This is a genomic window from Leifsonia sp. 1010 (assembly GCF_031455295.1).
Classification (GTDB): Bacteria; Actinomycetota; Actinomycetes; order Actinomycetales; family Microbacteriaceae; genus Leifsonia.
Map to the genome: position 1 here is coordinate 18,006 of NZ_JAVDSL010000001.1, position 22,940 is coordinate 40,945.

Annotated in this window: 20 protein-coding genes; 2 read left to right on the forward strand and 18 right to left on the reverse strand. The window is 68.3% G+C overall.

Features of this window, described 5'->3' with window-relative positions; genetic code table 11:
• Window positions 1-97 precede the first annotated feature (97 nt).
• The gene (locus J2Y42_RS00145; protein WP_309853447.1) at window positions 98-880 is read left to right on the forward strand and encodes a hypothetical protein; all 783 of its coding nucleotides are present in this window, start codon (window positions 98-100) and stop codon (window positions 878-880) included.
• On the opposite strand, the gene J2Y42_RS00150 is transcribed toward J2Y42_RS00145, so the two are convergent.
• Genes J2Y42_RS00150 through J2Y42_RS00165 form a run of 4 tightly spaced genes read right to left on the reverse strand, consistent with a single transcriptional unit; the run spans window position 843 to window position 3,738 of the window.
• Window positions 843-1,448 carry a hypothetical protein gene (locus tag J2Y42_RS00150; RefSeq protein WP_309853450.1) on the reverse strand — a complete coding sequence of 202 codons (606 nt, stop codon included), beginning with the start codon at window positions 1,446-1,448 and terminating at the stop codon, window positions 843-845. The genes J2Y42_RS00145 and J2Y42_RS00150 overlap by 38 nt on opposite strands.
• Window positions 1,445-2,065, reverse strand: a complete 621-nt coding sequence (locus tag J2Y42_RS00155) for a hypothetical protein (RefSeq protein ID WP_309853452.1) — start codon at window positions 2,063-2,065, stop codon at window positions 1,445-1,447. The genes J2Y42_RS00150 and J2Y42_RS00155 overlap by 4 nt, the downstream gene beginning before the upstream one ends.
• A 15-nt stretch (window positions 2,066-2,080) precedes the next feature.
• Window positions 2,081-3,439, reverse strand: a complete 1,359-nt coding sequence (locus J2Y42_RS00160; RefSeq protein ID WP_309853455.1) for a putative T7SS-secreted protein — start codon at window positions 3,437-3,439, stop codon at window positions 2,081-2,083.
• Window positions 3,436-3,738 carry a hypothetical protein gene (locus J2Y42_RS00165; RefSeq protein WP_309853458.1) on the reverse strand — a complete coding sequence of 101 codons (303 nt, stop codon included), beginning with the start codon at window positions 3,736-3,738 and terminating at the stop codon, window positions 3,436-3,438. Before J2Y42_RS00165 ends, J2Y42_RS00160 begins: the two co-directional genes overlap by 4 nt.
• Before the next feature lie 137 nt (window positions 3,739-3,875).
• Here J2Y42_RS00165 and J2Y42_RS00170 point away from each other — a divergent pair, with 137 nt between their 5' ends.
• Window positions 3,876-8,390, forward strand: coding sequence for an FtsK/SpoIIIE domain-containing protein (locus tag J2Y42_RS00170; RefSeq protein ID WP_309853461.1), 4,515 nt, complete (start codon window positions 3,876-3,878; stop codon window positions 8,388-8,390).
• 14 nt (window positions 8,391-8,404) lie between these two features.
• Here J2Y42_RS00170 and J2Y42_RS00175 read toward each other — a convergent pair whose 3' ends face one another.
• The 14 genes from J2Y42_RS00175 to J2Y42_RS00240 all read right to left on the reverse strand — a co-directional run bounded on the left by J2Y42_RS00175 (window position 8,405) and on the right by J2Y42_RS00240 (window position 22,931).
• Entirely contained in the window at window positions 8,405-8,899 is a 495-nt protein-coding gene (locus J2Y42_RS00175; protein WP_309853463.1) for a DUF6121 family protein, read from the reverse strand.
• 22 nt (window positions 8,900-8,921) lie between these two features.
• Window positions 8,922-10,061 (reverse strand): hypothetical protein, encoded by a 1,140-nt coding sequence (locus J2Y42_RS00180; RefSeq protein ID WP_309853466.1) that lies wholly within the window; start codon window positions 10,059-10,061, stop codon window positions 8,922-8,924.
• 86 nt (window positions 10,062-10,147) lie between these two features.
• Window positions 10,148-10,870, reverse strand: coding sequence for a type 4a pilus biogenesis protein PilO (locus J2Y42_RS00185; protein WP_309853469.1), 723 nt, complete (start codon window positions 10,868-10,870; stop codon window positions 10,148-10,150).
• A 3-nt stretch (window positions 10,871-10,873) separates the two neighbouring features.
• The gene (locus J2Y42_RS00190; RefSeq protein WP_309853472.1) at window positions 10,874-11,608 is read right to left on the reverse strand and encodes a hypothetical protein; all 735 of its coding nucleotides are present in this window, start codon (window positions 11,606-11,608) and stop codon (window positions 10,874-10,876) included.
• Complete coding sequence (pilM, locus tag J2Y42_RS00195) at window positions 11,605-12,654, reverse strand: type IV pilus assembly protein PilM (protein ID WP_309853474.1); 1,050 nt, start codon at window positions 12,652-12,654, stop codon at window positions 11,605-11,607. The genes J2Y42_RS00190 and pilM overlap by 4 nt, the downstream gene beginning before the upstream one ends.
• Window positions 12,655-12,669: 15 nt before the next feature.
• Window positions 12,670-13,518, reverse strand: a complete 849-nt coding sequence (locus tag J2Y42_RS00200; RefSeq protein WP_309853477.1) for a prepilin peptidase — start codon at window positions 13,516-13,518, stop codon at window positions 12,670-12,672.
• A complete protein-coding gene (locus J2Y42_RS00205) occupies window positions 13,515-15,197 on the reverse strand; it encodes a hypothetical protein (RefSeq protein ID WP_309853480.1) in 1,683 nt (560 codons plus the stop codon). Before J2Y42_RS00205 ends, J2Y42_RS00200 begins: the two co-directional genes overlap by 4 nt.
• A gap of 53 nt (window positions 15,198-15,250) precedes the next feature.
• Window positions 15,251-15,931 (reverse strand): hypothetical protein, encoded by a 681-nt coding sequence (locus J2Y42_RS00210; protein WP_309853484.1) that lies wholly within the window; start codon window positions 15,929-15,931, stop codon window positions 15,251-15,253.
• Window positions 15,931-17,295 carry a type II secretion system protein gene (locus tag J2Y42_RS00215; protein WP_309853487.1) on the reverse strand — a complete coding sequence of 455 codons (1,365 nt, stop codon included), beginning with the start codon at window positions 17,293-17,295 and terminating at the stop codon, window positions 15,931-15,933. Before J2Y42_RS00215 ends, J2Y42_RS00210 begins: the two co-directional genes overlap by 1 nt.
• Window positions 17,296-17,383: 88 nt before the next feature.
• Window positions 17,384-17,857, reverse strand: a complete 474-nt coding sequence (locus tag J2Y42_RS00220) for a prepilin-type N-terminal cleavage/methylation domain-containing protein (RefSeq protein ID WP_309853489.1) — start codon at window positions 17,855-17,857, stop codon at window positions 17,384-17,386.
• 164 nt (window positions 17,858-18,021) lie between these two features.
• Window positions 18,022-19,248 carry a type II secretion system F family protein gene (locus J2Y42_RS00225; protein ID WP_309853492.1) on the reverse strand — a complete coding sequence of 409 codons (1,227 nt, stop codon included), beginning with the start codon at window positions 19,246-19,248 and terminating at the stop codon, window positions 18,022-18,024.
• On the reverse strand, window positions 19,248-20,789 hold the full coding sequence (locus J2Y42_RS00230; protein ID WP_309853495.1) for a PilT/PilU family type 4a pilus ATPase: 1,542 nt from the start codon (window positions 20,787-20,789) through the stop codon (window positions 19,248-19,250). The genes J2Y42_RS00225 and J2Y42_RS00230 overlap by 1 nt, the downstream gene beginning before the upstream one ends.
• A gap of 8 nt (window positions 20,790-20,797) precedes the next feature.
• The gene (locus J2Y42_RS00235) at window positions 20,798-22,462 is read right to left on the reverse strand and encodes a GspE/PulE family protein (protein WP_309853498.1); all 1,665 of its coding nucleotides are present in this window, start codon (window positions 22,460-22,462) and stop codon (window positions 20,798-20,800) included.
• A 244-nt stretch (window positions 22,463-22,706) separates the two neighbouring features.
• Entirely contained in the window at window positions 22,707-22,931 is a 225-nt protein-coding gene (locus tag J2Y42_RS00240; RefSeq protein ID WP_309853504.1) for a hypothetical protein, read from the reverse strand.
• Between the last annotated feature and the right edge of the window lie 9 nt (window positions 22,932-22,940).

Genomic DNA, 22,940 nt, shown 5'->3' on the forward strand with positions numbered 1-22,940 from the left:
CGTCCACCTAACCAGGCCCGCGGAGAGGACGGAATGGGGAGCACTCCCCATGGGGCGGAGTTCACGCTCGCCGGGCCAGCGGGATAGCGTGGCAGCCATGCCGTCGTACAGCCCGATGAAGCCGAACCCGAGTTCCGCCGCTGCGCGCGGAACCGGGTCGCGTCCGGACCGCTCCTCGACGCCGCCGTCGCAGGCGGAACGGGCCATGCGCCCGCTCGGATACCTCCTGGTCGCCCTGGTGTGGACGGCGCTCGGAGCGGTCACGTTGGCGCTTCCCGCCGCCCTCCCCTTCGGACTCTGGAGCACGAACCCCGACTTCAGCTCCCGCGAGTTCGTCACGGGCGGCGACACCGTGATCACCGTGCTGTTCCTCGTGTTCGCCCTCGTCGTGCTCGTCCCCCTGCTCGGGTATGCATTCGTCGCACTCCCCCTCGGGTCGGTCTCGCTCGCCGTGCTGTCGTGGACGTACGTGGCGCGGAGCCTGCGCCCGTCGTACGCGGGCGAGCGGCTGTCGAGCACGGGATGGTCGCGTGACGTCATCGGACCGGTGACGGTCGGCAAGACGGCGCTGTCGCTGCTCCCCGTCCGGATGACGCCCTGGACGGCGTTCTGGACCGAGATCATGTTCCTCGGCTGGCGACCAGGACGCGCCGTGCTGATCGCCGGCATCCCGTACGGTCTCGCGTCGTTCCTCGTCGCCGGTTGGCTGTTCTGGCCGGTCGACCCCATCGCCGCGATCGTCTGGATCATCGTGACGGCGGCGCTCGTGGTGATCACCATCGTCTTGATCGTCCGCGAGTACCGCCGCAGGGTCAGCGGGCGGAAGGTCAGCGCACGGAAGGTCAGCGGGCCGGCTGCGCGAGAGGCGCGCGGAAGCTGATCGAGTCGATCATCGCGTCGAACAGCTCCAGGTAGAGCTCCGGCGCTGTCGCCATGGGCGCGTTGATGCGCGCGTGGATGAGACGCGAGCCGTCCGGGACGGCGAAACGGTAGTCGGCCACCAGTTCGGGAGCGGACTGCTCGTCGTACGCCGTCTGCCGGACCTGCGAGCGACGCTGTACCGGTCCGATGGAGAAGTCGAGCGCGTCGTCGTCCGGGAAGCAGCGCTGAAGGTGCGTTGCGATGTCGTCGCCCGGCGCCGGTCTGGTCGGCCACTCCTCGCGCGACAGGACGATCGAGGCGGGGAACGGCACGCCCGGGAGGATCTCCATGGAGAGCGCGAGAGCGAAAGCCGAGGTCGCATCCGCGAGGGCGACCAGGTGCTCCAGCTCGGTCTTCGCCGTGCGCCGGACGCGCGCCAGCCGGTCTGCGCGACCGACCCGCTCGATCACCAGCCGTGCGATGCGCCGGGACGCCGCCTCCTCGTCGTGCAGGGGGATCATCACCCACGTGCCCGGGAAGACGATCGTGAGCTCGTCGTCGAGCGAGGTCAGCCGTGCGTCGGTCATGCGAACTCCCCCAGGGTGACTCGCAGCGAGTCGGCGATGGCCTGCGTGTCGGTGACCATGTCGTCGAAGCCGCCGATGAATCCCGACCGGAACACCGTGTGGAACGCCTGCGCGGAACCGACCGGGAAGATCGCGAACACCACCCGCTGCTCGAGGAGGGCGTCGCCCGCGTCGTCGTCGGCGAGCGCCGTCAGGTGCGTGAAGCCGACGAGCTCGCCGACCGCGTGGGCTGTGCGCCAGGAGCGGTAGCCGAGGGTCTCGTAGCCGGGGCGGCGTTCGGCCGCATCCGCGTCGGTCGCGGCGAGGTAGCTCTCCGGGCTGTCGTCGACCTCGAGCTGGAGGAGCTCGAACGTCTGGTAGGCGTTGAGGACGCCGGCCGACGGGATCGGGATGTACACCCGCGCGCGGGTGGCGCCGCTCGGGTCCTCGGCGTGCAGCACCTGCTGGAGGGCGCGCAGCTGGGCGATCAGGCCGGGCGCCTGCTCACCCGCGTCCAGGCCGGCCGCGAACCGCTCCGGCCAGTCCCCTCGCGGGTCCTCGCTCAGCAGTTCGACGTCGTACCAGCCCTCCGGGGCCTCGAACGTGAAGTCGACGATGTCGCGCGGGCGCAGCGTCATACCGGGTCAGCCTCCTCAGCCGTTGTGGCTCTTGTAGGTCGGAACATACTTGTCCGCCTGGCCGAGCGCGAACTTCTGCAGGTCGATGCTGGGGATCTTCGGCAGATCGGTGTGGTTGCCGCCGTCGAACTTGTTGGCGATCTCATCCACCTTGCCCGGAACGTTGACCAGCTCGATGCCCTTGTTGATGAGCGCGGAGCCCTGGTGGTACGCGGTGACGACGGTCAGCGGGTTCACCTCGCGGGCGCCGACGTCGTGCGAGACGGCCCGCACGACGTTCTGGTCGATGCCGAGCAGGGTCCGCATCGCCTTCGCCTTGTCGGCGCCGTCCGTCACCAGCGCCTTGTACGCGGCGCGCTGGCCGGCCGCCGACTCTCCGGCGGCCTGCCAGATCTTGATCGGGTTGACGTCGTTGAGCGGCTTCTCGAAGAGCTTCTTGGTGGCCGACTTCATCAGGCGCTTGCCGATCTGCATCTTGAGCATGGCGTTCGGGCTGGTGCGCACGCCGCCCACCAGACGGGGAGCGCGGGCCAGCGCCTTGATGCGCGCGGCCTTGCCGAGGAACGCGAAGATGCGTCCGCCGAAGAGGCTCAGTGCGACGCCCACGGCCGCTCCGATGATGTCGAGGAAGGTGCCCTGGCCGGTCGCGAACTTCACGACCGCATCGACCAGCTTGATGATGGAGGCGACGAGCGCGACCACGACGAGGATCTGCCCGAGGATCGGAACCCAGGAGAGGAAGATCGCCAGGACCCCGGCGATGTCGCCGATGGTCTCGATCACATCCATGACCTTGTCCCAGAAGCCCGGGTTCTTCAGGCCGTTGTTGTGGTGGTCGACGACGTCGACGATCGCGTCGACGGCCTTCTCGGCGGCGCGATTCTTCTTGTCGCGGGCGTCGTACCAGGCCTGGTGCGCGGCCTGCAGGGCGGCGTTCGCATCCCGGGCGGCGTCGTCGGCCTTGTCCGCCGTCTTGCCGGCGGTCGCCGCGTCCTCCGGCTTCGCCTTCTGCGCGTCCGTGTGAGCGGTCGTGGCCGCCTTGTGCGCAGCATCCGCCGCATTCTGCTTCTGCTCGATCAGCGCGATGGCCTTGTCGGCGTCGTCCTGCGCCTCACGCAGTTCGGCGGCATACGTGATCAGGGCGTTCGCCGTCTTCGAGTAGCGGTCCTTGGCCTTGTTGATGTCTTCGGCGGTGTCCTTCGACATCTCCTGCAGCTTCGACACGGCCTGCGACTTGTAGCCGTCGAGGTCGTGGATCTTGTTGAGCTCCTTCACGGAGCGCTGGATGGCCTCGCCGATCGACTGGTAGTGCCGGGCCTTCGCCTCCAGGACGTCGGGGTCGCCGGTCAGCGGCTGGAACTCCTTGTCGCTCACTTGTGGTCCGCACCCTTCTTCTCGTCCAGCGCCTTGGCGAGGTCGCCGTCCACCTTCACGAAGTTGTCCGCCACGGCGGCGATGACCTGTTGCACGTTCTTCACGTTCTCGGTCATCTCCTTGCGCTTCTCGTTCCACTTGTGGGCGAAGTCGCGGACGTGGCTGTGCAGGTCGTCGTGCCCGGTCGCCTCGGCGACGGAGTCGCTGAAGTCGTCGGCGTTGTGGAACTCGCGCACGACGGCGTCAAGGTCATCGCGCAGCTGCACCAGCTCGTCCAGCTTGAGTACGAGATCGGACACTGTTCCTCCCCTTCCGGTGGCGACCGCCGGAGTCCTCCGGTCATCCTGCCTTCAGCAACGTACCGGTGGACCAGCGGGGAAGCGATGGGGAGCGGTCCCCATCCACGTGCGGGCGAGGAGATGGGTATGGTGCTGAAGTGCGACTGAAACTGACTCTCGCCCGCCCGTCCGGCAGCAGCGATGACATCGTCGTCACCGCCGACGCCGCCGCCAGCATCGCCGAGGTCGCCTCGACCGTCGCGCGGATCGACCCGCGGCGCACCGGACCGGTCGCCGCACCCGGCGCACTGACGCTTCGCGCCCAGCTCCCCGGCCAGGCCGATCCGCTCGTCCTGCCGCCGGATGCGCCGGTCGGCGAGGCCTGGATCGGCAGCGGCGCGACGGTCGCGCTGGCCGACGCCGGCCTCCACTACGTCTCCCCCGAACTCGGCGACGTGCCGGTCGTCGCGACGCTCCGGGTGCTCAGCGGTCCGCAGGAGGGCACGGAGTTCCCGCTGCGCGCCGGCTCGACGGTGCTCGGTCGCGACGAGTCGTGCGACATCGTGCTGCAGGATCCCCTCGTGTCGAAACGGCACGTGCGGTTCGAGGCGGGCGATGGAGTCGAGGTCGTCGACCTGGGCTCGGCGAACGGTGTCGTCGTCGACGGCGGCCTGGTGACCCGGTTCACCGTGCGGCGGTCGGAGACGCTGCTGCTCGGCGACACCGAGGTGGAGCTCGAGGTGAAGTCGGGGTCCGAGCTGCCGGCGGCTCCGCCCACCGCGGGCCCGGTGTTCTTCAACCGGTCGCCGCGCGTCGAGCGCCGGTACTCCGGTCAGGTGTTCCAGGCGCCCGAGGTGCCCGGGGAGAAGGATGATCCGCCCTTCCCGCTGCTCGCCATGATCACGCCGCTGCTGCTCGGCGGTGCGATGTTCTTCCTGACGCACAACCCGACCAGCCTGCTCTTCGTGCTGCTGTCGCCGGTGATGCTCGTCGGCAACTACATCAGCGGCCGCACCCGCGGCAAGCGGAAGCTCAAGAAGCAGATCGCGCTGTTCGAGCAGCGGCTCGAGGCGCTCTCCAGCAAGCTGGAGCAGGAACGCACGACGGAGGTCGAGCTGCGCCAGGCGGAGACGCCGACAACGGCGGACGCTCTGGCTGAAGCGGTGCGTCGCGGCCCGCTGCTCTGGACGCGGCGGCCGGAGCACTGGTCGTTCCTCAACCTGCAGCTGGGCCGCGGCACCATGCGCTCGCGCAATTCGGTGCAGGCCGTCGACCGCGGCGAGCTGATCGTCGAGTTCCAGGAGCGACTGGACGCGGTCATCGCCGACAACGCCATGGTCGAGGACGTCCCCGTGCTCGACAACCTGTACGAGTCCGGAGCGCTCGGCATCGCCGGTCCGGCGGACCTCATCGCGGGATCGGTGAACTCGGTGCTCGTCCAGCTCACCGCCCTGCACTCCCCCTCCGAGCTGGCGGTCGCCGCCCTCGTCTCCCCGCGCTGGTCGCGCGAGCTCGGCTGGCTGAAGTGGATGCCGCACACGTCCTCCCCGCACAGCCCGCTGGCCGGTGGTCACCTCGCCGACAGCGCGTCCTCTGCCGCCGGTGTGCTGAGTTCGCTCGAGGGGCTCGTGGAAGAGCGCCTCGCGGCCGCGAAGGCCGGCCCCCAGCGGCGCGGCGCCATGGAGCAGGAGAGCGCCGCCCTCGAGCGCGGCGCGGAGGTCGGGCGCTCGCAGACCAGCAACGGGACGCCGTCGCCGGTTCCCGCCGTGATCGTCGTCATCTCCGACGACGTCGCCGTCGACCGCGCCCGTCTCGTCCAGCTCGCCGAGGCGGCCGCCGACGCGGGCGTCTTCCCGGTCTGGATCTCGGACGACGTCGACCGGCTCCCGGCCGTCTGCCGCACCTTCCTGCAGCACACCGACCAGGCGCACCGTGCCCGCGCCGGTTTCGTCCGTATCGGCGAGACCGTGGAGGACGTCGTCACCGAGCCGGTCAGCGCCGCGACCGCCCTCGACTACGCCAAGCGGATGGCGCCCGTCATCGACGCCGGAGCGCTCGTCGCCGACGCCAGCGACCTGCCGCGCTCCGTGTCGCTGGTGACCCTGCTCGGACACGAGTTGGCCGAGTCGTCGAGTGCGGTGGTGGACCGCTGGCGGCAGAACGCCTCCATCCACGACCGCACCGCCGGCGCGAAACCCACACGACGCCGCCCCGGCACGCTGCGGGCGACCATCGGGTCCGCGGGCGTCGACGCCATGCACCTCGACCTGCGGACGCAGGGACCGCACGCGCTCGTGGGCGGCACCACCGGCGCCGGGAAGAGCGAATTCCTGCAGGCCTGGGTGCTCGGGATGGCGGCCGAGTACAGCCCCGACCGGGTCACCTTCCTGTTCGTGGACTACAAGGGCGGCTCCGCGTTCGCCGACTGCGTCAGCCTCCCGCACTGCGTGGGCCTCGTCACCGACCTGAGCCCGCACCTGGTGCGCCGGGCTCTCACCAGCCTCCGCGCCGAACTGCACTACCGCGAGCACCTGCTCAACCGGAAGAAGGCGAAGGACCTGCTGGAGCTGGAGAAGCGCGGCGACCCGGACAGCCCGCCCGCGCTCGTGCTCGTCATCGACGAGTTCGCCGCGTTGGTCGGTGAAGTGCCGGAGTTCGTCGACGGCGTCGTCGACATCGCCCAGCGCGGACGCTCACTCGGCATCCACCTCATCATGGCGACGCAGCGGCCGGCGGGTGTCATCAAGGACAACCTGCGCGCCAACACCAATCTCCGCATCGCTCTGCGCATGGCCGACGAGTCGGACAGCCAGGACGTCGTGGGCGTCGCCGACGCCGCACACTTCGACCCGAGCATCCCCGGCCGCGGAATGGCGAAGACCGGACCAGGCCGACTAGTGCGGTTCCAGTCGGCCTACGCCGGCGGCTGGACCACCCGCGAGCCCGAGCGGGCGGGCGTCGAGGTCGCCGAGCTCCGCTTCGGCGGCGAGGTGCGCTGGGAGGAGGAGCGGCCCGCCGAGGAGCCGGAGCGCGACCTCGGCCCCACCGACCAGCAGCGGATGGTCGCCGCGATCGTGCGCGCGCAGTCGGCCGCGCACATCCCGGCTCCCCGCCGTCCGTGGCTCGACGAGCTCGCCGCCGCGTACGACCTCGGGCTGCTGCGGCAGCGCACCGACGCGGAACTGCTGCTCGGCGTGGCCGACATCCCCGACCGCCAGGAGCAGCGTCCCGTCTACTTCCAGCCGGATGTCGACGGCAACCTCGCCGTCTACGGCACCGGCGGCTCCGGCAAGTCCACCGTGCTGCGCACGCTCGCCTCCGCCGCCGCGATCACCCCGCGCGGCGGCCCCGTGCACGTGTACGGTCTGGACTTCGGTGCGGGCAGTCTGCGGATGCTGGAGAAGCTCCCGCACGTCGGGTCGATCATCCCCGGCGACGACCCGGATCGCATCATCCGGCTGTTCCGGATGCTGAAGGAGACGCTCGAAGACCGCGGGCCGCGCTTCGCCGAGGCGAACGCGTCCAACATCACCGAGTACCGATCGCTGACCGGGCGCCAGGAGGAGCCGCGCATCCTGCTTCTCGTCGACGGCTTCCCCAGCTTCCGCGAGGACTTCGAGATCCCGGCTGGACGGTCGCAATGGTACGACGTGTTCCGCGACCTGCTGGCCGACGGCCGGCGCCTCGGAATGCACGTGGCGCTGACCGGCGACCGTGCCGGCGCCGTCCCCACCGCGATCGGTTCGCTGGTTCAGCGCCGCGTCGTGCTGCGTCTGGCGGACGACGGGTACGGGATGCTCGACGTGCCCAGCGACATCCTCTCGCCCGCGTCCCCTCCCGGCCGCGCGATCGTCGATGGCTACGAGACGCAGATCGCCGTGCTCGGCGGTTCACGTGCCGTCGCGGACCAGTCGGAGGCGGTCCGACGTCTCGCGGAGGCGATGGAGCGTGCCGGCATCCCGGAGGCGCCCGTCGTCGGCTCGATGCCGAAGGAGCTAGACCCCGCGTCCCTGCCCGACAGCGTCGGCGGACAGCCCGTGCTCGGCATCGGCGACATCGACCTCGGACCGCTCGGCTTCGAGCCATCGGGGACGCTGCTCATCGCCGGTCCCCCGGCCAGCGGTCGCACCACGGCGCTCGCCGCGGTCGCGGATGCGGTGGCACGCTTCGACGCCGAGACGCGGCTGTACTACGTGGGAAGCGCCCGGTCTCCCCTCTCCGGGTCGGGCCTGTGGACGGACCGCGCACTCACGCCCGCGGAGGCCGCCGAGCTCGCGAAGGACCTCACCGTCGCCATCGCCGACCCCGACACGGAGGGCCGGATCGCGGTGTTCGTGGAGAGCATCGGCGACTTCCTGCAGACGCCCGCCGACTCCCCTATCGTGGAGCTGATCCGCGCCATCCGGCGCAGCGATCACCTGCTCGTCGCGGAGGCGGAGTCGAGCGCGTGGGGCACGTCGTGGCCGCTGCTCGGCGAGGTGAAGAACGGCCGGCGCGGGCTGCTGCTGCAGCCAGACTCGGTCGAGGGCGACATCCTGCTGAAGACGCCGCTGCCGCGCCTGAACCGGTCCGAGTTCCCTCCGGGACGCGGTGTGTTCATCCAGAAGGGCGGCTTCACGCGGGTGCAGGTGCCGCTGGTGGATGCGTCCCTCCCGGCTCGCGCCCGCGTCTGACCCGATCGGACGGGCTACTCCTCGTCGTCGCCCTCCCACGGCCAGCGCGGACGCCCGCGCTGCCGGAAGCGCCCGACGAGCACCAGCTGGTAGAGCAGCGTCACCGCGAACGCCAGGACCGCGATCGTGATGGCGGGCCAGCGCAGGAGCTGGGCGAACGCGAACAGGAAGTAATGGAACGGGTCGTTCGGGTCGCCGGCCGCACCGGCGATCCCGCCCGCGACGATGAAGACGGCATAGCAGGCGACTGCGACGCCGAACGCGACGCCGGGTGACACCCGCTGGCGTTCGGCCGGCACACGCGTCCCGAGCACGATGAGGAACACCAGCAGCATGACCGCCGACGCCACCACCATGACGGGGCCGACCAGCGGCCCGACGTCCGGGTCGGCGACGACGTCGCTGTCGGTCGCGAGGGAGACCAGGCCGAACGCGGCGACGACCAGAGCGAGGTACAGCCCCGTCGCGAAGAAGGCGACGACGGTTGCGTAGACGCGCTCGTCACGCATGGTCGGCTGCGATTCCTCCCGGTCAGTACCCCTGCTGCGCGTAGGCGGCGACAGCCTGGTTCTGAGCGTCGGCGACCTGCTGCTCGTAGTCGGCCTGCGCCTCGGCGTTGCGCGCCTTCAGCTTGCGGCCGCGGGCGGCGAGCCACGCGCCCGTCCAGATCGAGACCTCGCGGGCGATCACGCCGGCGAGGACGGCGAGGGGGCTCACCCAGGCGCTGCGCATGAGGATGGCGAACTCCTCGGAGTTGCGCAGCCAGTACTGCGCGTCGATCAGGCCGGCGCCGATGTAGACGAAGTACACGAAGACCGCGACGAACAGCCCGCCCAGGATGTAGGCCCACCAGCGCGCCCGGTTCAGGATCTGGATGAGCACGACCATCCCGATGAAGAACGCCACGACGGGCGCCCAACCGCGGATCCCGAACGCGCGACCGCCGGTGAAGAACTCGAGCAGCGCCGGGCCGAACTCGTTGCTCGGCGTCAGCAGCGAGCCGACGATGAGCACGGCGCCCGCCCACAGCACGGCGAACGCGACCGTGCCGACGAGGGCGATGAGGATGCCGACACCGCGGTTGCTCTTCTTCTTGGGCGGCTCGGGGCGCGTGAGGTAGATCGGGGCGACCGGCTGCGGGGCGGGGGCGGCGGCGGTCGCGGCTGCTGCGCCCGGCGGGACGCTGCCATACGCGGTCGTTGCGGTGTCGCCCTGGCTCAGAGTGGCGGCTTCGGCTGCGACGATCACCGGAGTGGCCGACTCGACAGGTGAGGCGGTGTCGACCGTCGCGTCGCCCGCGGCGGTTGCACCCGGCTGCGGGCTGTTACGGGCGATGGCGGCCGCGACATCGTCATCGCTCGCGACGACAGGCTCCGGCTCGGCGATCGCGGCGGGACGCTGCGGCTCGGCCGGCGCGGCGGCCACGGGGGCCGCCTCCTGCTCGGCGTCGCCTGCGGGACGGTTGAGGTGACCACGCGCCGAAACGGGATTCGACGGCGGCTCGACGACCTGTGCCCCGGTGTCGGTGGCGGGCTCCGCGGCGGCGGACGCCGCGGGGGCGGTCGCAGCCGCGCCGGCCTGCTCGGCGGCCGCCTGCTCGGACTCCGGCCGTGCGTCGTCCGGCCCCGGCTCGTAGGTCGCGCGCTTCGGCGCGTCCGGCGTGTCGCTCATCCTGGCTCCTCCATCGGCCCGGCGGGCCCGTTGCGCCCACTGTAGCAACGGGGGCGGCCGAGACCGGGGAGGCGGGACCGGGAGCGTTACTTCCCCTCGGTCGGCACCGTCTCCGCCTTGGCGAGGGCGAACAGGTATCCGGACAGCCTGCCTTCATACGCCGGTCCCGACGTCGACGCACTGATGGAGACCCCCGTTACAAGGAACAGCCGGTCACCCGACTGCATACCCTTGACGAAGGCCTGAATCGAATTGCTGGGTCCCGAGACCGTCACCACCAGCGGGATGAGCGAAAGGTTCTCGGCAGTTACGCGGGCGTCCTGAACCGGCGGCATTCCCGGTACAGCAGTCGGACTAGGCGCGGGCGTCGGAGTCGCGGTCGGAGTCGGGGTCGGGGTCGGTGCAGGTGTGGGCGACCCGGATGGCGCGGCGGCAGCGGGCTGCGCGGCCGGTGCAGTGGGAGCGATGTAGGGCACGGCGTCGGACGGAGTGACCTTGGTCACCGTCACCCCGGCGCTCGCCGCGACCGAATTGAGCTCCTCGTAGAAAGCAGGGAGTCCCGCATCGGCCGGAATCGCCTTGGCCAGTTCCGCGAGCTGCTGTTCCGTCTGGGGAAGCTTGGCGTGCGCGGCCTGAAGAGAGCGCAGCTGGGCGGTGTATTGCGCATTCTGCTGGTCGACCTGAGCACGCTGGAGCGTCGCCTGAGCGGCCACTCCGAGCTGCGGAGCGATCGCGAGGAACCAGCCGCCGACGACGATAGCAACTGCTACGAGGACGGAGCCGATGATCCAGATCCTGTTCTTGTCCATCGGTCACTTGCCCTTTCCAGTGAAGCGCTCGTCATAGGCGGCTGAGCTGAGGTGCGCAGTCACATGCACCGTGTAGACGCCCGACGTCGGATCCTGCGTCGCGTCGTCGGTCATCACATCCACCACTCCCGGAACGGCGCTCAGCGCCGTGAGCCAGGCCGGAACCGGGTCGAGGCTCGTCGTGTCGGCGGTGAACGTGACGCTCGCGATGCGAGGTCCCTGAAGAGGCGATGTCGACTGCTCGTAGAGTGCGATCGGCGACGCAGAGTCGGCGCGCAGCCCGGTGACCGCTACACCAGGCACAGTCGCCGCCTGGAACTTGTCGAAATACGAGGACCAGTCCACCTCGGTGGCACCAGCTACTTTCTGTGCGGCCTGTGCGAGCTCGACGCGCTGCTGCGCCAGTTGAGCGTCGCGGAACGCCAACTGCTGCTGGACCAGCCGCGTCGAATCAGCTTGCGCCTGCGAAACACCCGCCTGCTCGCTGACGGCCAGAGCGGTGGCACCGCCGGCGGCGAGCACCACGAGCATGACCAGGCCCAGCACGGAGTACACAAGGACGCGGCGGACACCGCTCGCTTTGCGCTCCGCACGGATCTCAGGCGGCAGAAGATCAACCAGCGGCTCCGCCGCGACGAACGAAGTTGTCGGTCGGTCCCCGCGAGGCCGCCGCGCCGACTCACGTCGATCGGCCGTCGTGCCATCGGAGATCGCTGGGTTCTTGACTGCGAGAGTCATGCCGCCCTCCTCAGTGCCAGTCCGAGCGCTACGCTGAGTGACGGACGGTCGATGCGGAGGGCTTCGGCGGAGACCTTGCGCGTCAGGCCCACCACCCGGAACGGGTCGCCGGCGTGCACCGGAATCCGCGACATCTCCGCGAGCGCCTCAGGCAGACCCGCCAGGAGAGATCCGCCGCCGGTGAGGACGATCCCTTCCACCCGATCCTCGGGTCGAGTGTTCACGTAGTAATTGACCGTGTTGCGGAGGCTCGTGAGCAGTTCGCCGACTGTCTGGACGAGAACGTCCGACACAGCTCGTTCCTCCTGGGACTCCACCCGGCGGAGGAGGCCGAACTCGCGTTTCTGTCTCTCGGCGGTCTCCGCGTCCACCTGAAGAGTCGACTGGAGAGCCGTCGTCAGGTCCGCTCCACCGGCGGGAATGATGCGGACGAACTGCGGCACTCCGTCCTTCACGATGACGACGTTCGTGGTCGCAGCGCCGATATCCACCAGTGCATAGGTTCCGCCTAGCTGTGCCCGCGTCGCAAGCACCCGCGCGAGCGCGAAGGGGATGACATCGACGTCGGTGGCCCGTAGCCCGGCCTTCTCTGTCGCACGAACGTTGCCGAGCACGGCGTCCTTGACAGCGGCCACCAGCAGCCCGGTGAGTACGGGGCCGGTGTCGGACTGAGACTCCGCAACGGGGTAGAAGTCGAGCAGCGCGTCGCTGACCGGCAACGGGAGCATGTCCTGCACCTGGAACGGCAGCGTCTCGCGAATTCTCTCGCGCGTGGCATACGGCACGGTGAGGTCTCGAACCAGGACGCGCTGGTTACCCATGCCGAGGACGGCCGTGCGGCTCTTGAACTTTCCCTTCGTCCACAGCTGCCTCAGGCATTGGGCGACCGTGTTGGGCTCGACCACTTCGCCGCGGTCGACCGCGCCGGGCGGTAACGGCACGATCGCATATCCCGCGAACAGCGGCTTCGCCTTGTCTGGTCCTTCGATCTCGACGGCCCGCAGCGAGGTGGTTCCGATGTCCACTCCGACGATCCTGTTCACCATGGCTCCTCGCCTTCCTTACGCCAGTCCCACGAGGGACAGATAGAGATGGGCGATCGCGTCGCCCCAGAACACGCCCACCCAACAACCCGCCAGCATCCACGGCCCGAAGGGGATGCCGCTTCCGCGCCGCACCCGATTCAGGGCGAGGAGGACGATCGCGCACAGTCCCCCCAGAACGAAGGCAGCGAACGCACCGACCAGCAGGTCCTGCCAGCCCAGCCACCCCAGATAGAGGCCGATGACCGCCGCGAGTTTCACGTCCCCGAAACCCATACCCCCGGGATAGGCGAGCGCCAGTACCAAATAGAAGGCGAACAGGAGGAGCGAGCCGATCGCCGCGCGCCCGGCATCCGCCCAGAGTCCGCCGACGATCGCAGCGCTCAGGAGGAGCGCGAGGCCGGAGACCAACGTCGGGAAGACGATGATGTCCGGCAGGCGCCTGGTGTCGGCATCGATCAAAGCGAGGACGATGCTTGCCCCGGCGAAGAGCAGGAAGGCCACCGCCTGGAGCGCCGCCGGAACGGACGGTCCTCCGGGGAGGCCGCCGGCAAACGAGATCGACCACCAGCAGACGGCGGCGAAAGCAGCTCCCGTCGCAGCCTCGACCAAGGGGTACCGGACCGAGATGGGACTGCCGCAGTCGCGGCAGCGGCCGCGGAGGACGAGCCAGGAGAGCACGGGGATGTTGTCCCACGGCCGGATCGGGGATCCGCACTCGGGGCATGCGCTCGCGGGAGCCACGACCGAACGCCCCGCGGGCACGCGGTAGGCGACGACGTTGAGGAACGACCCGATCAGCAGGCCGAGTACCCCGGCTCCGGCGATGAGGAAGACGGCGACAGCCGTGGACGCCTGCTCGATCACGGGATGCTCGTTCCGTCGGGCTTGAAGGCCGTCTTGACCTCGACGACAGCGGTCGTTCCATAGGTGGTCGAGACGGGTGAGAGGAACTTGGGCGGAGCCTGGTACGCGAGCCGTGGATCGTATTGATAGTTCTTCGCGTAGCCGGTGGTGATCGATCCGCCGCTCGATTGGGCAACGGGCCCGCGGAACTTTTGAGCGATCGCGCCCAGGATGGTCAGCGTCCCCTTCTTGCCGGCCGTGTAGTTCTGCACCTGGAAGGTGTGGGCGACCGACAGGATCGCCGCGTCGATCTCGCGGCCGTTCTGCGACGAGTCGAGAAGGCTTCCGCTGGAGTTCACGGGGTTGTAGACCCAGACGGCGTTCTGGCCGACGAGCCCCAGCATGTCGTTCTGCGTGTCGACGTATTTGATGTCGCCGACGACGTAGACGTAATTGTCCGCGGCCACGCTGACCGCACCGTGCACGTTGCCCTGCACGAAGACATCGCCGTTGCGGCAGCCGTAGGACGGCGCTGAGGTGGAGATAGACGGGGCTCTCTCATTCGCGGCCGGATAACCTAGGCCGTTGCTGCTCGCGTCAGGGCAGGTGAAATTGCTCGGATAAGTTCCCGCGGCGTATCCATTCGGATCGGATGTCGACGTGGGCACCGACTGCACGAAGACGAGGTTGTTCGCGGGAACCGGGATCGTCTGTCCGGAGGGACTGCCGAGGGTGCCCGTCGAGGCGTACCCCGGCGTCCCGCAATTGGTGGTCGGATTCACTCCCGCCGCGGTGGGCGGATCGCCGACCACGTTCGTGGCTCTGGTCCAGGGGCTGCGGACCGTCATGGTCCCGTCGGCGTTGAAGGTGATGGTGGTCGGACCGGTGTAGAGACACCCGGGGCGCGCCACGGTCGACGGGATGTCCGTCCGGGTCTCCTGCTTCATCTGCGTGTTGGTCGCCGGCATGGCGACCACCGGGCTGTAGCGCGGGTAGCCCGAGAGCGCGAAATTGCCCGCAGCACACCCGCTCGGGGTGATGTAGGCGTTACCGGAACTGGGGTTGTACCCCGTCGTTACGATGCTGTTAAATGTGGCGCCGCAGATCTGCAGCGTGTCGTTCGAGTGGGCCGGGCCGTTGATGACGTCGCTCGCCGCGAACTGGATGGTCGTGCAATTCGGCCGGCTGGACACCGCCCACGCGTAGGCCGGGGTGCACGAGGTGGACGAAGTGGCGGGATCCTGGATCTCGTAGTCGGTGAAGTACAAGAAGTCGATGAACCCGGACTGCTTCAGGTCGGCCACGATGGAGCGCGTCGTCGAGCCGACCTTGCCCGTCGACCGCAGTCGCAGGGTCCCCGCGAGCGCGTACTTGGAGTTGTCGACTTCGTAACGGTACAGAGCTACCCCTCCGCTACCCGGGACAGTCGCCCACGATCCCAGGGGTCCGACGCCGAACGCGAGATTGCCGTTCGTGCCGGTGAAGCTGCTTCCCGCACTGAACAGAGAGGTCGAGTTGCCGTACTGCTGGTAGGTGTTGTCGTTGGCAAGCTTGGATTGATAGTCCTCGATCCCCGCGTACGCCGCCGACATGGCCGCGTTCCAGTCGGAATCGCTGCTCGACTTCACGGTGCCGCTGAGGGTGGTCGCGGCCATCGTCGAGACCAGCAGCAGCAGCACCATGCCGATGATCATGACCATGGGCAGAGCAAGCCCCTCGTCTGACCGCACACGGCCGCGCGCCGGTTTCATCATCACAGCTCCGCTCTCGAGAGCGGCAGGTTCGGCAGGCCGACAGTGTTCTGGAGCGTCACGTTCGAGGTGTCGCCCGCGGCGGTGGTTCCCGTGGTCAGGCTGACCTGGACGGCGGCGATGCTGCGCGGGTTGGAAGCGGCGTTGGACAGGGCGGTGTTGGACACGCCGAGATATGTGAAGAGCGGCGCAACTCCCGACGAGGCGGCGATCACGCTGCTGGCCAGGATCCGCTTGGTCGTCGCGGCCACACTCGTCGGGTCCGGAAAAGTCCAATAGCCGCCGCTCTGTGCGATTCCGGGCCAGATCTCCTCCACGAGATTGCGGCTGCCATCCACGGAGAAGCGCACCTGGATGGGCTGCTCGCTCGAGGAGGCCAGGTTCACGTACGCGTAGACGACGAGCGTCTCCGTTCCGACCGACCGGAAGGCGGAGTCCGGAAGAGCCTGCCCACGGACCGGGTTCTCCGTCGCCGCGCGAAGAACGCGAGAGATCTCATTCATGCCGTTCGACGCGGATTTGGTGTTCGTGTCCAGGGAACGGCTCATCGCGAAGTTCCGGTTGACGGAGAAGAAGACGCCCCCGACGATGGTCAGCAGGAGACTGAAGACCATCATCGCGACCAAGAGCTCTGCGAGGCTGATCCCTGCGTCGGCGTACCGGCGACGGTCGGGGGCGCGCATCAGCCGACCGTCCTGGGGTCGAGCGTAATGGTCGCCTGCGACGCTGTCAGGATCGCGCGGGTCACCGGAACCATCTGGCTCGTCGGGATCGACGTGGAAGTGCTCCCCGATGACGTCCCGGAGTAGAGCTTCCACGATCCGAACGGCAGCGCATACTTCATCGTTCCTGCGGTAGCGGGACCGAACTTGAGGTTCGGGGTGCCGGTGGCGCATCCCGGGTCTCCTGTGCCATTCACGGGCGACTGCAGGACTGCCGTCACGTAGCGACCGGCGGCCAACCCGGTGACGGAGACCACCCCGGATGCCACGTTGAGCGTGGCGGAGCCGCCGGGTGCTGCGCCGGGCCCGTTATGCAACGCCTTGCCGGTTGCGCCGTCGCCCGACGCAGGCGTCGTCCAGCTGGCCGGATCAACGTTCAGGCATGTGGGATTCGATCCAACCGGCCCCACATAAGCACCGGCGAGGGCCGAATACCCGTCTCCGAACGGGAAGAGACTGACGGAGGCCGCCGACCCGACCGTCTTGGTGTAGACACCCCCTACCGCGTTGACGAATGTCACCGCTTGGTTCGTCGCCACGGTCGCGCCGCCGTATGCCAGCGAGAACAAGCCGCTGTTGTCGTATGTGAAGGGGGCTTTGCTGACTCCGCCCTTGGTGACCGACAGGTTCTTGAACACGGGGTTCGGGTTCTGGGAGATATCGACGTAGTTCGGCGTGGACAGTGTCACGTCGTAGTTGCCAGGTGTGACCTTCAGGGCATAGGTGCACCCGTTCGAATCCGTCGCGGGCGGCTGAGCGGCGAGCGCCACTGCACCGTTCGGATTGGTGGACGACGCGGTCACCGTTGCAGTCACGCCGGGGGTCCCGGCGCCGGTAGAGGAGGTGACCGAGATGATGATCGTGCCGAGGAGCGGATCGTTGATCCGGTTGTTTGGCGCCACGATGCTGCTGGACTTCACGGGATCGATGCCGGACGTGCGGCCCGTCCAATCGACCGTGACGTTCACCCGCTTGTACTGCAACGTCCCGCCGCCGGCGCCGCACGCCACCGTGCTGTTGTTGGCAGGAACCCAGTCGGCGTCACGTGTGACAGTGAACGTGGTTCCGTTGACCACCTTGGTCCATGAGTCGTCATCGACGGAGAACACGTTGCTGATAGCCCGGTCGTAGTCGATCTCCTGTGCCGCGAGGTTGACCGCGATCTCCCGCGACCGCGACTCGCGGACGCGGACGAGCGAACTCGTCAGCGAGTAAGCGACGAGGGTGGCGATGATGCCGAAGATGAAGAGGGCAATCACGACCTCGACGAGTGTGAGGCCCTCGTCGTCGGTTTCGATCTGACGGAGGTTGCGCGGAATGATCATGGTCACCTCCTTCGGGTCGGGTGCGGAGGGCGGAACGTGAGACGGCCGGGGTGACGCCGCGAGACTGGCGTCACCCCGGCCGGAGGGATCAGTTGCCCGGGAGTGCGGTGCAGGCGCCGCTGGAAACGCCGTTCTTCGAGTCGATGTGGAACGGGTTGTTCGTGTCGCTGCTGGTGGCGCTGACGCAGAAGTTGGTGAACGTCGAGCCGGTGAAGGCTGCAGGAGCGCCGCTGGCGCCGTAGGTCGCGCTGGAGGTAGCGCCCAGGGCGCCCAGCGTGGTGCTGCCGATGGTGGTGGCCGGCGTCAGCGTGGTCGGGAAGGTGGCGGAGGGGTTGTTCGTGTACGCAGCGACCAGAGCCGTCTTCACGTTGGTCAGGTCGGACTTGACCGCGCTGTCCTTGGCGTTGTTCTGGATGCCGATATAAACCGGAATGGCGATGGCAGCCAGGATGCCGATGATGATGACCACGACGAGGAGCTCGATCAGGGTGAAGCCCTTCTCGCCCTCCTCGAGGAGGCCCTTACGACGGGCGTTGAGCTTGCCCATGAGTCGGAAGTACATTGCAGTGTTCCTTCGGTCGGGAGTTCGAGCGGCCAGTCGGTCCGTTCGTCGCTTGATGTTATTTCTCGGCGAATTCTCGGGATAATCCCGCGAAAGGGGGGAATATCGGACTTTAGATACCCCAGTCCGGGGGGATGAATCACCTGGTTGTGACCCGAAAAGGGTTATTTCACCAGAGTTCCGATCTGGAAGATGGGCATGTACAGCGCGATGACCATGCCGCCGATGACGACACCGAGGAACGCGATGAGCACCGGCTCGATCATCGCGGTCAGCTGCTCCGTCGCAGCTTCGACCTCCTGCTCGTAGAAATCCGCGATCTTGTCCAGCATCGTCTCCAGGGAGCCGGAATCCTCCCCGACCGCGATCATCTGTGTGACCATCGTCGGGAAGACCGGCTGGGCCATGAGCGGTTTCGCGATGGACTCGCCCTGGCGCACGGACTCGGCGACCTCGATCAGCGACTTCTCGATCACCCAATTACCACTGGTCTCTCCTACGATCCTGAGCGCTTGAAGGATGGGCACGCCGGCGCCGATCATGTTCGAGAGATTTCGGCTGAACCGCGCGATCGCGATCTTCTTGAGGAGTGGGCCGAAGACCGGCACTTTCAGCTTCAGCGGATCGACGCGCTGCCGGACCTCCTGCGTATGCCGATTGCGCGACCACCAGATCGCGAACACGATGAGAGCCACGATCGCGATCGGTGCGATCCACACCATCGCATGCGACAGCACCACCAGGATCTCCGTGGGGAGAGGGAGCTGCGCTCCCAGCCCGGAGAACATCTTCTCGAAGACGGGAACGATGAACAGCAGCATCGCAGCGACGGCGATGACGGACATGGCGAGCACGATGACCGGGTAGGTCATGGCCGACTTGATCGTCGACCGGAGCTTCACCTCCTTCTCGAAGTTCTCGGCGACCGACTCCATCGCGTCGTCGAGGAACCCTCCGGTCTCGCCTGCCCGCACCATGTTGATCATGAGCGGTGGAAACACCCGCTCATGCTTCTTCAAAGCATCCGAGACGGAGACGCCTGTCTCCACATCGTCCCGGACCTCCTCCATGATCGCCCCGAGTTTCTTGTTCTCGGTCTGCTCGGCGAGGATGCTGAGCGTCTTCAGCAGGGAGAGACCAGAAGCGATCATGGTGGCCATCTGCCGGCTGAGTACGGCGAGATCCTTGAGTTTGACGCCGCTCCCGAAGCCGATGTTGATCTCGCGGTTGAGCCCGGTGCCTTCCGGCGCCTCGGAAATGGAGATCGGAGAAACGCCGAGTGTCCTCAGCCGCGCGACAGCGGCCGACTGGCCCTGAGCGTCCAGCTTGCCGGTGACGATCTTGCCCTCCGCGTCGCGGCCGCGGTACGCGAAGGTGACGGCGCCGGCCACTACCTCACCCCCGCGGAGTAGGTGTCGCCGTAGTCGGGACCGCTGGAAGCGAGTGGCACACCGAGCCCGCCCGCACCGTCGACGCGCTGGATGAGCCGTCCGATGCCCTCTGTATCGTGTGCCTTCTCCATCGCCGCCGCCCGCGTGATCGTGCCGGCGTTGACGAGGTCTGCCAGATGCTGGTCCATCGTGTGCATGCCCGCGTCCTTACCAGCCTGCATCATGGAGGCGATCTGGTAGGTCTTGCCCTCACGAATCAGATTCGCGATGGCGGGCGTGATCATCAGGATCTCCGTCGCCACCGCTCGGCCGCGGCCGGAAGCCCGCTTCACCAGTGTCTGGCACACGACGCCCTGCAGCGTGCCCGCGAGTTGCGCTCGCACCTGGTCCTGCTGGTGCGGCGGGAACACGTCGATGACGCGGTCGATCGTCTGGGCCGCATCCTGAGTGTGGAGGGTTGCGAAGACCAGGTGACCGGTCTCGGCCGCGGTCAGAGCCACGGAGATCGTCTCGAGGTCTCGAAGCTCTCCGATGAGGATCACATCGGGATCCTGCCGGAGCACGTGTTTGAGGGCGTTGTTGAAGCTGTGGGTGTCGTGTCCGACCTCACGCTGGTTGACGATCGCCCGCTTGTGCTTGTGCATGAACTCGATCGGGTCTTCGACGGTCACGATGTGGTCGGCGCGAGTCGAGTTCACCAGGTCGATGAGAGCCGCAAGGGTCGTGGACTTTCCGGAGCCTGTGGGGCCGGTCACCAGCACCAACCCTCGGGGAAGCCCGGCGAAGCGTGCAATCTGCTCGGGTACCCCGAGATCGCGAAGCTGCTTGATCTCGGTCGGAATCAGTCGGAAGGCCGCACCCACCGACCCGCGCTGCTGATAGAGGTTGACGCGGAAGCGGGAGTTTGCAGAGATCGTGAATGCGAAGTCCAGCTCGAGCTCTCGCGAGAACATGTCTCGCTGACGATCTGTGAGGAGGCTGAAGAGCGCGCTCCTGGTTCGGTCGTGACTCCACGGCTCGCTCGCGCCGGCAGGAGTGAGCGCACCGTCGATCCGCACCATCGGTGGGGAGCCCGCGGTGACATGCAGATCCGAGGCACTCCGGTAGACGACCTCCCGCAAAGCCGCAACCAATTCGGCGTCCGCGTTCTCCAAGGCCGTACGCTCATCCGGCGTGAGCAGGGCCAGCTCGTCGGGCGCCGGCTCCGCAGATCCCTGAATCTGAGCGCCGACGACCTCGGGAGTGCCCTCTTGCGGCTGCGCCGCGCGTCGCCCGGCGGGCACCAATCGCACGGCTTCCACGGGCGCGTATCCGGGAGCCGCTGCCGTCGTCGTGCCGTCGAGAGGCCACACCGGGGCGGGCGCCACCGGTTCCGCCGGCACCGCATCCACCGGCGCACCCCACGTCGGCGGCGCGGCCAGCGGCACGCCCGGGCCCGGCGTCCAGCCCGCTGCGGTCGCACCTGGTGGGGTCACCGGGATCTCGTAGACCGGCTTGGCCGTCGGCGGCGGGAAGCCGCCCCAGCTGTCGTCGTTCGTCATGTGCCCTCCTAGGCGACCACTCGCAGGATTTCTTCGATGGATGTAAGGCCGAGCTTGACCTTCTCCCAGCCGTCCTCGCGCAGGGTGAGCATCCCCTGTTCACGGGCTGCGCGGCCGATCTCGGCGCTCGACGCACGCTCGACGGCGAGGCGTTCGATGTCCTCGGTCACCGCCATGACCTCGTGCACCGCGATGCGGCCGCGGTAGCCCGTGTTCGAGCAGGCAGGGCATCCGACGGGGACGAACATCGTCGGCGGCGTGCCATCCGCGGATACGGGGAACCGCATCCGCCGCAGGTCGTCGTGTGCGTACGCCCCCGGCTGCTTGCACCGGTCGCACAGGCGGCGGGCGAGGCGCTGGGCGACCACGCAGTCGAGCGCGGAGCCGACGAGGAAGGGCTCGATGTCCATCTCGGTCAGTCGCGTTACGGCGCTGGGAGCGTCGTTGGTGTGCAGGGTCGACAGCACGAGGTGGCCGGTGAGGGATGCCTCGATCGCGATCTGCGCGGTCTCGTGGTCGCGGATCTCACCCAGCAGCACCACGTCCGGGTCGGAGCGCAGGATGCTGCGCAGAGCGCTGGCGAAGGTGAGGCCCGCCTTCGGGTTCACCTGCACCTGGTTGATGCCTGGCATGCGGTACTCGACCGGGTCCTCGACGGTGATGACGTTGATCTCCGGGCGCGCGACCGCATTGAGCGTCGTGTAGAGGGTGGTCGACTTGCCGGAACCCGTCGGGCCGGTGACGAGGATCATTCCGTACGGCTTCGAGTACGACTCCCGGTAGGTCTCGAAGTTGCGCTCCAGCAGGTTCAAGTCCCCCAGCGTCATGCCGGTGTTGGTGTTGTCCAGGATTCGCATGACGACCTTTTCGCCCCACACCGTCGGCAACGTGGCGACACGGAGATCGATCTGGCGGCCGCCGTGCACGACCGACATGCGGCCGTCCTGCGGCTTGCGACGTTCCGCGATGTCGATGTCCGACATGATCTTGAGGCGCGAGATGACACCGTTCTGGATGCTCTTCGGCGCCGACTGCATGGCGTGGAGCACACCGTCGATGCGGTAACGGACCCGGACATCGTGCTCGGCCGGCTCGATGTGGATGTCGGATGCGTGGTCCTGGATCGCCTGGCTCACCAGCAGATTCACGAAGCGGACGATCGGGGCGTCGTCGTCCGACGACTCGGACACCGCCGTGTCCTCTGACGGCGCGGTCTCCTCTTCCAGGGTGGAGGTCAGGTCGCTCAGCTCGTCGTCCGCCCGGATGTACCGGTCGATCGCCGCGCGGAGGTCGGCCTCCTCGGCGACGGCAGCCGCGACGTTCAGCCGTGACGCAGCGCGCACGTCGTCGATGGCGAAGACGTTGCCCGGGTCTGCCATGGCGACGACGATCATCCCGTCGGCCGTCCCGATGGGGAGGACCGTATGGCGGCGGCAGATCGCGCCCGGGATGAGAGCGACGGCCGCGCGATCGACGGGATAGTCCGCGAGTTCGACGAACGAAAGACCGGCCTGGGCGGCGCGGGCGCGTGCCAGCTGGGCGGAGGAGATGGCGCCGCGCGCCATGAGCTCACGGACGACGGCCTCATCGGCCGTCGGCTCGGTCGCTACGCGGTCGAGGTACTCGATCGGCAGGTGGCCGTGGAGGATGAGGATCTCGGTCATGGACGCCACGGGGACCTCCTTCGGGCGCTGCCGACGCGGGTCGGGGAACGGCAGACCCCACCGGTCAGGGGCGAGAACTCCCTGGTCGGGTGGGCGTAGTCACCCTATTCAGCGGGGCGAACAGGACAACAGACCCGCGTGAGGGTGCCACACCGGTGGGGGGCACCCGCTCGCGGGTCGTGCATCCATCGTCTCCGGAGGCTGCCGCCGCACGCCAGAGCGCCGACGCACGATAATGCCGGTGAACTAGCCCTCAGCCGAGCTTCCCGCGGCGGCTCGCCAGGTACACGAGAACGCCGGCGACGACCGCGCAGCCCATCGTCGTCAGCCAGTACGGGAGGGTCGCAGCGGCGTGGCCCGAGACGGCCTGCGCGATGCCCACGACGAAGCTCACCACGGCGACGACCAGCAGCACGGCTCCGAAGCCGAGCATGGCCCGCCCGACGGTGTCCGTGTACTGCAAGAGCTGACGCCACATGCTCCCATT

Bases quoted from the DNA above. Each gene is read 5' to 3' on its own strand.
- J2Y42_RS00145 (WP_309853447.1), top strand. From the start codon at position 98: ATGCCGTCGTACAGCCCGATGAAGCCGAACCCGAGTTCCGCCGCTGCG.
- J2Y42_RS00215 (WP_309853487.1), bottom strand. From the start codon at position 17,295: ATGATCATTCCGCGCAACCTCCGTCAGATCGAAACCGACGACGAGGGC.
- J2Y42_RS00185 (WP_309853469.1), bottom strand. From the start codon at position 10,870: ATGGACAAGAACAGGATCTGGATCATCGGCTCCGTCCTCGTAGCAGTT.
- J2Y42_RS00155 (WP_309853452.1), bottom strand. From the start codon at position 2,065: ATGACGCTGCGCCCGCGCGACATCGTCGACTTCACGTTCGAGGCCCCG.
- J2Y42_RS00230 (WP_309853495.1), bottom strand. From the start codon at position 20,789: ATGACGAACGACGACAGCTGGGGCGGCTTCCCGCCGCCGACGGCCAAG.
- J2Y42_RS00150 (WP_309853450.1), bottom strand. From the start codon at position 1,448: ATGACCGACGCACGGCTGACCTCGCTCGACGACGAGCTCACGATCGTC.
- J2Y42_RS00190 (WP_309853472.1), bottom strand. From the start codon at position 11,608: ATGACTCTCGCAGTCAAGAACCCAGCGATCTCCGATGGCACGACGGCC.
- J2Y42_RS00205 (WP_309853480.1), bottom strand. From the start codon at position 15,197: ATGGTCATGATCATCGGCATGGTGCTGCTGCTGCTGGTCTCGACGATG.
- J2Y42_RS00210 (WP_309853484.1), bottom strand. From the start codon at position 15,931: ATGCGCGCCCCCGACCGTCGCCGGTACGCCGACGCAGGGATCAGCCTC.
- J2Y42_RS00175 (WP_309853463.1), bottom strand. From the start codon at position 8,899: ATGCGTGACGAGCGCGTCTACGCAACCGTCGTCGCCTTCTTCGCGACG.
- J2Y42_RS00180 (WP_309853466.1), bottom strand. From the start codon at position 10,061: ATGAGCGACACGCCGGACGCGCCGAAGCGCGCGACCTACGAGCCGGGG.
- J2Y42_RS00220 (WP_309853489.1), bottom strand. From the start codon at position 17,857: ATGTACTTCCGACTCATGGGCAAGCTCAACGCCCGTCGTAAGGGCCTC.
- pilM (WP_309853474.1), bottom strand. From the start codon at position 12,654: ATGGTGAACAGGATCGTCGGAGTGGACATCGGAACCACCTCGCTGCGG.
- J2Y42_RS00240 (WP_309853504.1), bottom strand. From the start codon at position 22,931: ATGTGGCGTCAGCTCTTGCAGTACACGGACACCGTCGGGCGGGCCATG.